General features: G+C 40.4%; 7 protein-coding genes. All 7 read right to left on the reverse strand.

From position 1 onward, the window contains the following. Window positions 1–582: 582 nt before the first annotated feature. The 7 genes from EJF25_RS05145 to rpiA all read right to left on the reverse strand — a co-directional run bounded on the left by EJF25_RS05145 (window position 583) and on the right by rpiA (window position 13994). Window positions 583–1593: a DUF4973 domain-containing protein gene (locus tag EJF25_RS05145; RefSeq protein ID WP_125040325.1), complete on the reverse strand. Its 1011-nt coding sequence runs from the start codon at window positions 1591–1593 to the stop codon at window positions 583–585. 30 nt (window positions 1594–1623) lie between these two features. Further along, on the reverse strand, window positions 1624–3663 hold the full coding sequence (locus tag EJF25_RS05150) for a RagB/SusD family nutrient uptake outer membrane protein (RefSeq protein ID WP_125040326.1): 2040 nt from the start codon (window positions 3661–3663) through the stop codon (window positions 1624–1626). Window positions 3664–3685: 22 nt separating this feature from the next. Beyond that, window positions 3686–6769 (reverse strand): SusC/RagA family TonB-linked outer membrane protein, encoded by a 3084-nt coding sequence (locus EJF25_RS05155; protein WP_125040327.1) that lies wholly within the window; start codon window positions 6767–6769, stop codon window positions 3686–3688. A gap of 23 nt (window positions 6770–6792) precedes the next feature. After that, entirely contained in the window at window positions 6793–8202 is a 1410-nt protein-coding gene (locus tag EJF25_RS05160) for an IPT/TIG domain-containing protein (RefSeq protein ID WP_125040328.1), read from the reverse strand. A gap of 1643 nt (window positions 8203–9845) precedes the next feature. Then, window positions 9846–12263, reverse strand: coding sequence for a TonB-dependent receptor (locus EJF25_RS05165; RefSeq protein ID WP_125040329.1), 2418 nt, complete (start codon window positions 12261–12263; stop codon window positions 9846–9848). 248 nt (window positions 12264–12511) lie between these two features. Then, window positions 12512–13207 (reverse strand): type 1 glutamine amidotransferase domain-containing protein, encoded by a 696-nt coding sequence (locus tag EJF25_RS05170; RefSeq protein ID WP_125040330.1) that lies wholly within the window; start codon window positions 13205–13207, stop codon window positions 12512–12514. Window positions 13208–13292: 85 nt separating this feature from the next. Continuing rightward, a complete protein-coding gene (gene rpiA, locus EJF25_RS05175) occupies window positions 13293–13994 on the reverse strand; it encodes a ribose 5-phosphate isomerase A (protein WP_125040331.1) in 702 nt (233 codons plus the stop codon). Between the last annotated feature and the right edge of the window lie 58 nt (window positions 13995–14052).

Consider the following 14052-nt stretch of genomic DNA (forward strand, 5'->3'; position numbering starts at 1 on the left):
ATTAAATTTGTGTGTATTTTATTAATTATAGGTTAATTGTGGCACAAATATATAATCAAACTACATAAGTACAAAGAAATTATGAACAAAAATTCATGTTTCCTTTAAAATAACTTCAGTTCGACGAAAACATCTAAAATATAGTAAGCTGATAAACAAGGTTCCTTTCAATATTGATAGTCCGCTTTTTAGGAGAGATATAATATGCTGCAATGCCATTCAGGAGAGTTACAGCAAAACTGTGAAGGGCACTATGCTTAGAATGTTTAATTTGAACCATGTTCTTTTAAAAAATGATTTGGAGGAAAGATTCCAGATTTCCGACTTTTGCAGGTTTGAAATAAAGATTTTGAATATAAACCTATGATACTGACCGGGTCTTCATATAATATATAGTAGTGTCTTTTTTGTATAAGCGTCTTTTTAAACAAGCTCTCACTTACTTGAGCATTTATTTCACTTATTCCTTTATCAATTGTTTTTCTGAGTTCGTACATTGACATATTAACTAAAAGGGTCGGATTCCTTGTTTGAGATCCGACCCTTTTTTACGTTAATAAACGGTTACCTTCTACCTTCTTTTTACCATTGAATAGCTTGATCCTCGTCTGGAATCAACGGGTTAATCTGTCGTTCCATTGTCATGGAACCTCTTACTTCGTAAGTCATCGGATAAGCTGGATTAGAAGTAATATCCGTGTACTTATAACTCAGCTGCAGAGTAGTAAGATGGCGTTCCATATATTTGATGGTTTCGTGCTGAACAATTCGTTTTTCATACGTACATTCACCCAACGGTTGAATATTGATATCCGGTTCATGATCGTCACCATACAATCTCACCTTTCCTTTAATAGTACCTTCTTCGTCTTTTGTTCCTTCTTCAAACTCGGCAAAGACTTTATATCTGGAACGGTGCTCATCTTCCACCCAAGTTGAACCTGCATAGAAGAAAATGGTATTTTCATCCACCACGCGAGCTACACGAGTGTCTACTTTGGCAGGATCTGATGACGTTCCTTGAATGTAGATGTTCATCAGCGTGGTGTTGTATGTTCCGGAATAGTCATTAAACAGATTGATTCCCAGTAGTGCTTTATAACGTCCTTTATATTTGTTTGACATATAAGAAGGATCCTCCTCAATGGTCAGCGGAAGCACGTATTTATCATCCAGTTCCAATCCGTCAAAGTTGAAATTGATGGGATAGAGCTGTATGCTTTCTCCTGCAGGGATATGGCAAATGTTTGATTCAAAAGAATAATGCTGTTCCGCAAGGGGCACATACCAGAGGTCTTGACGACCTACTGGAAATCTCGCCTCATTAAGTGTTTGGAGCGTATCTTCATCCACGCTTATTTTCACGTCGATATTCCGCTCGTTGGTCTTCGAACCGCTGACAATGACCGGTAACTGGAAGGTTCCTGTACCGTCCGGCTGGTAGCGTACGTAAATTTCACTCAGCCCGTTGTCTCCTACGGGCGCTTTGAAAGAAATGGTCTGTTTGTAAAGTTCATCTTTCCATTCGTCGTTGCAAGCACTGAACATTGCGCAGACTCCCAGCATCATTCCTAAAATATATAATTTTCTCATATTGATTTTTTTACTTTATTAATGATAACACTAATTATAATACTCCCATCCGGGTGCTTGTGACAGATTCTTGTTCCGTTTCAGTTCATCGAAGCTGATAGGCCAGAAGTACTGTTTGCGAGAGAAAGAAGTCTGCAACTCTGCTACTCTGACCGGCAGATAATACATATCTTTGTAGTTCTCGTTCATCAGCGTGTTACAGCCATAAATTTGTTCACCTTCATGCTCTTCTACAATTTTCCAACGACGCAGGTCATAGTAACGTTGTGTTTCAGCAAAGAATTCGATCTGACGTTCATGAACAAGTTTTTCAAAGAACTTCTGTGGGTCCTCATAAATATCTTCATCATAGTCGGGTACTCCGGCACGCATACGGACCGGTTTTACTCCGCGGCGCATCTCTTCCTTGTCACGGAAGATATCGTAAGTCTCAGTTCCGTCCCATGAGGATATAGAATAGTGTTTTCCTTCGGTAATGTTATTCAGTGCTTCTGCATACATCAGCAATATGTCGGCATAACGGAGCGTAGGTTCCACTTTCTTGTAGATAGATCCTCCCCATTTGGCACAATCGTTCGGATTGACATATTTCATAACGCCAATACCGGTAATACACCAGTTATCGGAGCCGTTGATACGTCCGTCGGTTGCTCCGCGATAATACCAGATCTGTTTATTTCGTGAGTCTTTTCCACCTTCTTCCTTGATACTAAGCGCATTCCATAGAGCTCCGTTGAAAGCTACAGAAGCGTAGAAACGAGGTTCACGATTGGTATATCCCCACCATACGCCATTTTTTACATGGTCATACGGATGCTCGTTTTTGTTTTCATTGTTGGTGAATTTACCTTTCCACTTTGTGTAACTGTCTTTATCAAACGGATCACCGTTCGCCATGGCATAAGCTTCACTCTGTTTTAGGGTTATTCCATGTACATTATATCCTCCAAACGTTGCCGGCAACTGATGTTTTACAAAATCTGCCATGGTGTTATCTGTTGTTAAGTCATTGTTGTCACCATTGGTTCCGCGGGTAAAAATCAGTTCCGGATTTTCGGCTGCATAAACGTCACCATTGAAAATAGAACGATATGATTCAAACGGATCGATATTTGCCCAACCATTTGGAAAGTTCTCATGGGAATAAATATCATGAATGGGCGGTTCGATAGTGGTCGGATAAGCCTCATCTGTACTAACCGGACGTTTTTCAAAAGTATAAAGTTTATAGAGTCCGCTTGCCTCCGAATACTCAATCATGTCTTTGGCAGCAGCAGCGGCCTTTGCCCATTTCTCTTCATCGTATTCTTGTGGAATCAACTGTTTGCCATCCATATTGACGAAGTCTGCCATCTCCGTATTCCCGTTTGCCAGCGGGCTGGCAGCGTAGAGGAATACTTTGGCACGTACAGCCAGTGCGGCCCCTTTTGTCGGACGGGCAATGTTCAGGTTGTCGCGTTTCTCGAACAACTCAGTAGCTGCAATTTCCAGTTCAGAGGTAATGAATTCCACGCACTCGTCATACGTGTTACGTGGATACGCCAACTCGTCATACGATTTTGTATAGTCGGCTCCTTCCGGCGGCAGAAGAAGTATCGGACCGAATTTTCTCAGCAGCATCCAGTAGAAATAGGCACGTAAGAAACGAGCCTGACCTCTTACATCCGTCACTTCCTCCGGAGTAAGATCATCATTTTCATGTAACTCATTCAGTAGAATAGAGGCTTGATAAATTCCGTCATATGACCATTTCCATGCATTCTGGCCACCAATAGAATTCAGGTATTCACCACGCTTGAATTTGGCAAAACGATCTCCGCGTTCGTTGAATACTTGGTCATCAGAGAAATTGAAAGGACATACGTCACTGTGTCCCACCTCCAGGTTATCTCCTTGCAGGCGACTGTAGCAGAATGACAGCCATTGGAGTGTATAATCTTTATTCGAAAAGATGCGTTCTGTAGACTGCTGGTCTCTGAAATAGCGATCTACATTCAGGTAATCGGAGCAGGAAGAGAGTCCCAAACCGAGCACCACCGCTCCCAATATAATGTATTTATTTTTTTTCATAACTTTTCTTTTTATGATTGTTTTAGATTCCTATAGTTAGTCCGATGGTAACAGTTTTAGATAACGGGTATTGCTGTCCGTTAGAGCTACCCAATTCCGGATCCCAGAGCTTGAAGTCGGAGAAAGTCAGCAGATTCGTTCCCATCAGGTAGAGACGTACGCGGTCCAAATGGAGCTTGTTGACAAATTGTTTCGGAATAGTATAACCGATCTCAACATTCTTCAAACGCATGTATGAACCGTTTCTCAGCCAATAAGTAGAAGCACGATAGTTATTGCTGTTGCCACCATAACTCAGACGTGGGTATTTGGCATTCGGGTCTTCATTGGTTCCCAGTGACCAGTAGTTACCGACTACATCTGTCAGGATATTACCCCAGGACTTTTCACTGAATGGATATACTGTAAATCCGTTGATAAAGAAAGATGATTTGCCGGCTCCCTGGAAGTGAACATTCACGTCAAATCCTTTCCATTGAGCAGATATACCGAAACCGTAGATCAGGTTAGGACGGGTGGTAGCACCGATAGGCACTTCGTCATCTGAGTTAATTACTCCGTCACCGTTTACGTCCTTGTACTTGATATCTCCCGGCATGATGTTATCACCCTGTGATGGGCTGTTACGGATTTCTTCGTAATCCTTAAATAATCCTTCGGCTATCAGACCACGTGCCTGGTCTACACGAAATCCGTATTGCATCTTATAGGGATAGCGGCTGTTTTCTTCGTCATACTCCTTGATTTCGTTCTTACTATAAGTCATGTTGGCACGTACCGTAAGGTCAACCTCACCTAGTTTCTGCTTATAAGCGATGTTACCGTCAAAACCTTCGGACAAAACAGATCCTACGTTAGCGTAGGGTTTTGTAGAGATATGATTCAGACCGATAATCTGCGGAAGGAAGCTGCGCAGCATATAAATACCCTCACGCTGTTCGTGGAAGTAGTCGATGGTACCGCTGAACTTATCGTCAAACAGAGAGAAGTCAAGTCCGAGGTCATGCTTCTTGGCTATTTCCCAAGAGATATTTTTGGACGCAATTCTCGAATAGGTTAAGCCGGGATAATAATAGTTGCTGGTGCCGATGTCACCATAATAGTATCCGTCTTCATCCCAAGTTCCGAATTTCTCAACATAAGGGAAACGGGTTCCCACATCGTCGTTACCTACCTTACCGTAAGAGTAGCGTAATTTGAACATATTCAGCCACTTGAGATTCTTCTTGATGATTGCTTCTTCAGCGATGTTCCATGCTACTGAATAAGCAGGGAAGAATCCGAACTGGTGTCCTGTAGCGAAGTTCTCGGAACCGTTGTAACCGAAGTTAAAGTCAAAGAAGTAGCGGTATTTCCATCCGTATGTAAAACGTCCGGCAAATCCTTGGTGGCGGTTCTGGATACTCTGTACAATCTTATCATAGCTATTGGTGTTGCCATTGTGAGACGTATTGGTGGTCTTATCCTGAGTGTACTTTAACACACCCCCTACCATGTGGTCACCAAACGTGCGATTGTAGTGCAACTCTGCTTCCAGATATTCCTTCCGTTGTCCGCTTGAATACATCGTTCCATTCATCAGTTGTTCCGTTTCTATTCTTCTGAACTGGAGCTCTCCGTCAGAGGTACGTTGACGTTCTGCCATCCAGCTTTCCGGCCATTTGTAACGGTTGTCACCATTGTCTGTATAAGTATCGAATCCGAAGCGTCCGTAGAACTTCAGTCCCTGTGTGATAAACTTAAGGTCCTGTTCAAGATTAACTGTAGTCTGTATTTTGTTTTTCCATGTTTCCTGATATCCTTGCTGAGTGGTCAGTACCCAAGGGTTTCTTTGCCCTGCAGTGCCATACGCTGCCCATTTTCCGTCACTGTATTGTACCGGAGAAGCGATGGGGTTGTATCCCATCAGTGAGTTCCAGATTTCATGGTACTGGCTTCCCGGCAGGTTCTGCTTGTCCAGAGAGCCTGCTACACCTACTTTCAGCAATGTGGTTTTTGTCAGATCTATGTCCACATTCATACGGTAATTCCAACGGTGATAGTTGGCATTGGTGTTATAGTCTGTCATAGCACGATCTGTCTCGTACATACCGCCTTCATTTACATAACTGGCAGAAATGAAGTAACGGGCTACCGTACCACCACCGGTCAGGTCTATATTTGCACGATAAGTGGGAGCACCTTTTTTCAAGATTAAATTCATCCAGTCCACATTCGGGAAAAGATCTTGATCCAAACCGTTTTCAAACAGTCTCAGGTCGCTTTCAGAATAAGCCGGAGCTTGGCTGCGAGTAATCAAAGCCTCATTCATCATACGGGCATATGTAGGACCGTCTACAAATTCCGGAGTTTTGGTGCGTGTGCTATACGAAGTTTCCACCTTGGCATTCACACGCGTTTTTCCTTCTTTACCGCGTTTAGTGGTAATCAGGACAACACCATTTGCACCGCGAGAACCATAGATAGCTGTTGCAGAGGCATCTTTCAATACAGAGAAGTCTTGGATATCTTCTACATTGATCTCATTCATGTCACGTTCGAAACCATCGACCAGTACCAATGCGCTACCGCCGGCACCGAAAGTGGAAATACCGCGGATCCAGAACTCGGAAATGTTGTTACCCGGCTGTCCGGAAGTTTGGCGTGCCATAATACCCGCCACGTTACCGGCAAGGGCATTTGTGATACTTGCCGTAGGAGTACGCAACTGGGATACATCGACAGTGGTAACAGCACCCGTCATGGTTATCTTTTTCTGGGCACCGGTTCCTGTGATAACGACTTCATCAATTGCCGTTGCTTTGGTTTCCGTCATGACTACGTTGATATTCTTTTTATCTTTGACGAAAACTTCCTGCTTGTCAAAGCCTACATAAGAAAAGACCAGGTAAGAATAATTAGGGACCTTAATCTTATAACGTCCGTCTATGTCAGTTATCGCACCGAAACCCGGCACATTTTTCACCGTCACGTTCACACCCACTAGAGGCTCATTCCTTGCATCTGTGACGATTCCCGTCACTTCAAGTTTTTCTTGCTCGTTTTGAGCGTAGGCTGTAGTTGTCCAGCCTACTATCAATAAAAATAATAAGATTATATTTCTCATATTCATTTGTGTTTTAGATAGTATTATTCTGTTGTCATATAACGAATACCTTTATTATCAATATCTCCAATGTAGAAGATATCTTCATCAGGGTCGTAAGCAAGACCGGACGGTTGATTGAAACGTGCTTCGTTCAACGGATTACCGTCTACATATCCCCAGACTCTACCGTCAGCGTTTTCATTGCTTCTACCGGCTACAAGGGAGGCTACTCCATAAGGGTCCAATTTCCAAATACAGTGATTGTCTCTGTCGCAGAAGTAGAAGTCGTACTGATCTTGGTCAGGACCAATTCCTTCTCCGTATTTTTCATTTTTAACGAACACACCGAATTCTGGTTTTTTGAATCGGGCAGCACCTCCGGTTCCTTCCTTGAAGTTTTTATCGTTCATGTTTCCGGCGATAACCGTAGGATTACCGAATGTTTTGGCCACCGGATCATAATCGGCTCTGAACACCGCTCCGAGTCCGTCGGAAAGCATATACATGAATTTATTGGACGGGTGTTTGAATAATATCGTATGTGAACCGCCCACTGACGATATCTGGCTCAGGCTAAAGGCAACTTCCGCATTATCATCGATATTGGGAATGGCTCCATTACGTATCATTTTGTAGACTTTTCCTTCCCACCAGGTAGTATAAAAGATAGTTCCGTCATCCATGTACACTAAGCTGTAAGACGTCTTACCATAGTTGTAAGGACGGATCCGTCGGAAATTCTCACGACGTAGAGAATAATAGATGTTTGCCCGGGTGGTGTTGTCTTGACCATGGTCATCGGTAAACAATAAAGTATCTCCGTCAGCACTGAACGTGAAAGAGTACATTGTACTATATCCCGTTCTTGGGAAGAGACGCTTTACAGTCCGTTGCGTCAAATTGATTAAATGAAGGCCGTCGTAATAGTTTGAAGAGAAGAGTAACCGGTCGTCTCCCTCCTTGTATTGGGGATCGAACACCATACAGTCGTTGGAAGGAATAGAGGCCCCTTCATCGAACGAACCTTCTTGAAATGCAGAGTTATTATCCTCATCTACTTTACGTAACAAGGTACCTACAATCGTTGCAGGATCATACAGGAATTCTTGTTCGAATGTATGTTCTGCAACTGTTTGGCCATCCGGTCCATCTACGCGAACATTAATTATTCCATTAAAAGCTTTGGGAGGAACCATACAATAAATGTTTTTTCCATCGGCTCCGATAGTTTTGGTTTTTTCACCACCGATCGTGATATGAATTTTGGTAGGATCGCTTCCAAAATTGCTGCCCTCAATGTATAGGCGAGTTCGCATACCTCCCTCTTTTGGGCTGAAATCTGTAAACACTACCGGCTGGGATGGGTCGTACTGGGTAGAATCGACTTTATCATCCTTACAACCGATAAAGGATAAACAGCAAATAAGTGCTGTGATTAAGTGATTTTTCATAAAAAAAATAGTTAAATGGTTGAAATATATTATATCGAATAAAGAGTTAGAATAAAACTAATATTCTAATTCTCTTAATTTTATATAATTTCTAAATGAAGAATATTTTGGTTAAAAGGCACATAAATTTATAAAATGAAATAAATGACTTTCCTATCTCTTTTTTCGGACTCCTGGTCCTTCAGAATAAAGAATGAAGTATTGATATACTATAATTCTTGTGTAATTAATTATTTGTATTAGATCTTTAGATTCCATAATTGTGTTATGTTTAAAATTCTTTGTGTTTTTTATTGATTATAGATTAATTAATAGTGTAAATATATAATCTATGAGCAAAAAAACAAAGAATTTGTGAACAAAAAAATCGTGTTTTTCTTAAAATAACTTCATTTTTATGAAAAAGTTTGCAGCTAAATTCTTAATAATTAATTAGTTTGTTGGGAAGTGAGGGAATTCCTTGACGAAAAGAAACAATATATTGAAATATCACTCGATAATATATTGTGAAAATTACCATGTACTGAATATTTAATCTTTACAGTGCTAATAAACTTGGTGTTAATGAATTTGATTGTAATTATTTCTTTTGGAAATATTCTTTTGGAGATACTCATTAACGCCTCTCTCATGTTATGTATTTACTGATGTGTACAGTGTTCTCTCATGCTTAAACCTCTTTTTGGTTTTGAAACCGGATGCACCGGTAGTGGATGATATGATAACCTGTATGACTTCAAGTCTTAAATTTCAGGAAGTCTTTCTTTTTTATTGGTACATAGGATTTTCTGTTTTGGAAACTTTTGACTATTGATTTGGAGAAAAACAACGTATTTCTGACTTTTGTAGGTTTTAAATAGAGGTTTTGATTATGATAGAATTGTAATACTGACCGTACTTTGCATAAATACGTAACAGCTTCTTTGTATAAAGGGCTTATTTAAAGTACTTTTTACTTTTGAATCAGAATAGTTTCTTGATCTATCATAGATTAAAGTTATGAAAAAAAAGAATGTCAGTGAGGTGTCCGCTTAAAGAACAACCGATTAGTTCGCATATGCGAGTATAATGTTTGTTATTTCTAGAAGATGTATTGAGAAATTTTTATGTTCCTTTTGCTCGACAGGTGAACGAATCTTATTCTGATCAAGAAAAAAAGTTGCTTACCCGAATCATCAGACTACTTACATTCGGGATAAAGGGGCATCTTTCCGAACCTTGTCTTTTTTGCAAATCTGTTCGGATTAAGTTTATTCAGTTTTTTGTCTGTCAGTACGTTCTTTGTATCCAGTTTCTTACTTGTTATACTTCGTTTATCCAAAGATGCGCATTCTGCTTCTGTCGATACTGCTTTTGGAATTCCATTTTCAAAGATCATGCTACTGCAATAAGCAGTAGTAGTGGTGGTTCTTGCAATGCAATGTATAGCTCGTAATTTTTTACCTGTTGCATCATATAGGAAAGAGACGTGACTTCCGCCTTCAAACTCAATTAATTACTAATGAGGTTTCGAAAAGTTCTATTTGTTATATGCATTTTAATGTTTTTTTGCACTATGCTTAATAATAGGTCTTTGAAAAAGCCCTTAATAAAAGAAGTAGAAGAGAGAATAGAATGAAATACTAGTCTAATGAACAATACAATTAGTGCTTAATTCCCTCAAACATATCATTTCTGTCTTCTTTGGCTTGTGAAGATTTGCCTTTGAAGCTATTGAATGTATAACTCAATGTCAGCATGATTTGCGGATATTTGGGTTTGATCTTTGTATACGAACGCAAATCAGCCGTTTGGATATCACTGATATAGCAAGCCGACCGGAAGATATCTTTAAATGCTAGTGTTGCCGTGAGTTTGCGTTTCAGTAACTGTTGCCGGACAGCTAGATTAGCATACCAGTAAGCGTCGGTTCGTCCCTGGGTGGTAACAGACGGTCCCACGAAGCTACCATCCAATTGTAGACGTGTATATTTTGCTAATGTGAAGAGGTTGTTCCACAAAATATCATAATTGGTGCTGGATTCGTTCTTTCCTCCGGCAGCCAGTTCATTCTTTACTTTGTAATGATAGACGTTGCCATTAATCGTCGTATTCCACCAACGGACGGGATGGAGTGATGTACTTAGTTCGATACCGGTTGAATAATCATGCCCTACATTGGCCATTGAGTCTAACGTGACACCTGCAATATAAGGAACGCGTAAACGCTCGATTTTATCTTTACGTGTACGATGGAAAAGAGTGGCTGAAACGCTGTTCTCACCAAAGGATTTGCGGTAGTTCATCTCAAAAGAGTTGATATATTCGGGACGAATATCCGGGTTACCGATCTCGGCTGTATAGAAGTCACGATATGTTATATAAGGTTCCATATAGAACAATTGTGGGCGAGTGGTTCGTCGTGAGAAAGAGAATAGCAGACGATGTTCGTTCGCGAATGTATAGCCCAGATGTACGGATGGGAAAAACTCGAAACGGTTTTTTGTTCGGTTGGCTCCGGAAACGGAACTTTTCAATACGGTATGCGTATGCTCTCCACGAACACCGGCTTGTGCTTCAAAACGTTTCCAATTGCCTGATAGGATGGTATAAATAGAATTTACACCTTCCTGAAAATAGAATGTATTGTAAATATCGTCACGCCAATAAAAGCTTTGGTTTTCCGGGTTCCACCACTCCATACTGTAATTGCCGTCTTCCAGGTATGAATAATATTGATATCCGGCTTCCAGTTTACCTACTTTCTCGAAAGGAAGACTGTAATCGAGATTAGCTCTTAACGTTTCCCGGTGTTCTGCTTCATAGGCACGGTGTCCCTGTTGGCGGTTTCCTTCCAAGTCATTCAGGTCATTGAAGAAATACTCCAGTGCATGACCTCCGTATTTGTAATATCCGGATGCAGCAATCTGATGACCTTTTTCATTAAAACGATGTTCAACGGAAAAACTTCCCAAACCGATATTTTCATCGTTATCATAGTCGTCGATACTGTTATAAAACTCGGTTACAGGTTCGCTGCCTTTGATAGTGCGCGTTTCTTTGTAAGACATGTCCCCTTTTCGTTTATTACCGCCATAGCCGCCTTCAAGATCTACATTGATGGAAGTCTTTGATAGTTCCAGATTCCATCCGCCTTTCAACGTGTAATAATAAGAATCACCCGTACGAGGACCTACTGAATGGGAAATCGTGGTCTGGTCTCCGACAATGGTTGTTTTCTCCTGATCGAAATCACTTTTACGTAAACGGTCTGTCCATTGTCCGCCTACGTACCAACGTGAACGATTATTCTGTTGAGTCACTAAGAAGTCGATGTTACGGGCAAGCCAGGTACTTCCTGACAGGTTTACCATACCGCTTAGTCCTTTTAATGAATGTTTCTTGGTGATAATATTGATGATACCTACATCGCCGTCAGTATCATGTTTGGCAGAGGGAGTAGTGATGATCTCAATGTTCTCGATGTGTCCTGCCGGAATCTGTTCTAATGCTTGTGTACCCGAAAATACACTTGGTTTGCCATCTATATATACTTTGAAACCTGCACTGCCGCGAAAGGTTATTTCTCCGTCTGCATCTACACGAATGGAAGGAGTATTCTCCAGAATGTCTACGGCAGAACCGACACTACCTACTATGTTGGTGGAGGCTGCCACTACTTTTTTGTCCAACTTATAGACTAGCTGTCGCTTTTCGGCAACTACTTCTACTTCTGCCAGACCGTTCTCTAATGGTTTCATCTCTATGTCTCCCAAATTGAGAACAGTGTTACTTGAAATAACCAGATTTTCACGTGCAACAATGTCATACCCTACCAGGCGAATCATCAGAGTATAGGTTCCGGGCTTCACTTTCTGAAGACTGAAAACTCCTTTTGCATCAGGGGAAGTATGCATCTGTGGGTTGGTATCTCCACTTTTGAACAAGAGCACATCGGCGAAATCTATTACTTGTTTACTAGTCGCATCAATTAAGCGACCTTTAATCTGAGGATCAGTAGGTGCAGCCCATATCATAGCAGATATCAGGCATAAGACCAACAACGTGGATAATTTTTTCATTGTACAATATACTTTTTAGCAGTAACCGGCTCGGATTACTGGTAGTAGTAAATACTTCTTATTTCAAGATTGGTCTGATATCCTGATGGGTTTCTCTGAAGCTTAGTTTAGCAGCCACTCCGATAATAAGAAGAATAGTCATGTTTATTTCTGTTTCTCTAATAATGGCCTCAAAGATAATAACTTTTCGGCATACCTGATATTTATTTCTAAAAAACTCTTTTCTATTTACTATATATATTTTTTTTCTATTTTATATTCAATTGTTGTATCACAACTTTTGCCATCTCTTTTGAGCTAAACGGATTTTCTCCTGTTATTAAACTACCGTCAGAAACAACTTTTGATGTCATCGGAATCAGTGCCTTTTGATAATTAGCTCCTCTTTCTTTCAGTGCTGCTTCAAGATTAAAAGGTACTTCCTTTTTTCGTTTGGCTATACTTTCTTCACACCATGTAAATCCTGTAATTTTTTTGTGTTTTATCAGAAATTCACCATTGGAGAGTCTGACATTTAATAATCCACCAACTCCATGACAGATAGCAGCCACCACTTTATTGTTTTCAAAATGGACTTTTACAATCTCTTGTAGAGTAATATTGTTAGGAAAATCATACATAGTACCATGCCCACCTGCTAAGTAAACACAATCAAACATCGATTCGGAAATCTCATCTAAACTTTTTGTATGTTGCATCATTTCTCTGAATTTAGAGTCGTTCCAATAATCTTTAGAAAGTTTGTCTAAAACTATCGGTTTTAAACTTTCAGGATCTATGGGAGTATTGCCACCTTTAGGGCTAGCTATGATAAATTCATATCCTTGTTCTTTTGCATTATGATATATGTGGGTAAGTTCACTAAGCCATAACCCCGTTTTTAAATTTCCATTGGCGTACATACTGGTTCCGGTTACTATTGCCAGTATCTTCAAGTTATCCATATTATATAGTTTTTATGGTAGCACAACAATAATAATAACTACTTAGATAAGATATTTCATATTTTTTATCTGTTATAGCTTTTTCTTATGGAGATACTATTACATTTACGTCATATCCGATGAAAAGTCCGCTTTCAATAACACCTGTGATTGATTTCAGTTGTTGTTCCAGCGAAGCGTCGATATAGTTGAAATGAGTATCAAGAATGAAGTTACCGCTTTCTGTCAGAATGGCTCCATCCTTTCCGTGGGCAGGACGTAAAGCAATCTCTGAGGCTCCGATCTTCTGTAATTCATGTTCTACATAGCTCAGTGCCGCAGGAAAGACTTCTACAGGTATCGGAAAATGACTTCCCAATGAGTTTACGAGTTTGCTCGAATCAATAAGAATAAAGGTTTTTACGCTACTTTTTATCAGTAGTTTTTCTTTGAACATGGCTCCACCACGTCCTTTTATCAGGTTGTGATCTGAGTCTACCTCATCTGCTCCGTCGAAAGTCCAGTCGGGACGTTTTTCCCAAAGAGTGGTTTGTGGGATACCTAGTTGAACACAGGTTATCGAGATTTCTTGTGAGGCGGGGATGACTTCCAAGTGCAGTTTTTCTTTGTGAATTCGTTTGGATAGTTCAAACAAAGTAAGGTAGACAGTGGAACCTGATCCAGCTCCTATTATGTCACCATCCTTCGCCATAGCTGCCATTTCGCGGGCTACGCGCTCTTTATTTTCTCGGTTGATAATCGTATCCGACCATTGCAGATGATTTATCAGTTGGTTTTCCCACTTCATTTTCTGTATGTTTTTTTACTTATATAACGAATGAGAGGGGTGGTTTGGTTCAGTAAGT

The organism is Bacteroides faecalis (assembly GCF_003865075.1).
GTDB lineage: Bacteria > Bacteroidota > Bacteroidia > Bacteroidales > Bacteroidaceae > Bacteroides > Bacteroides faecalis.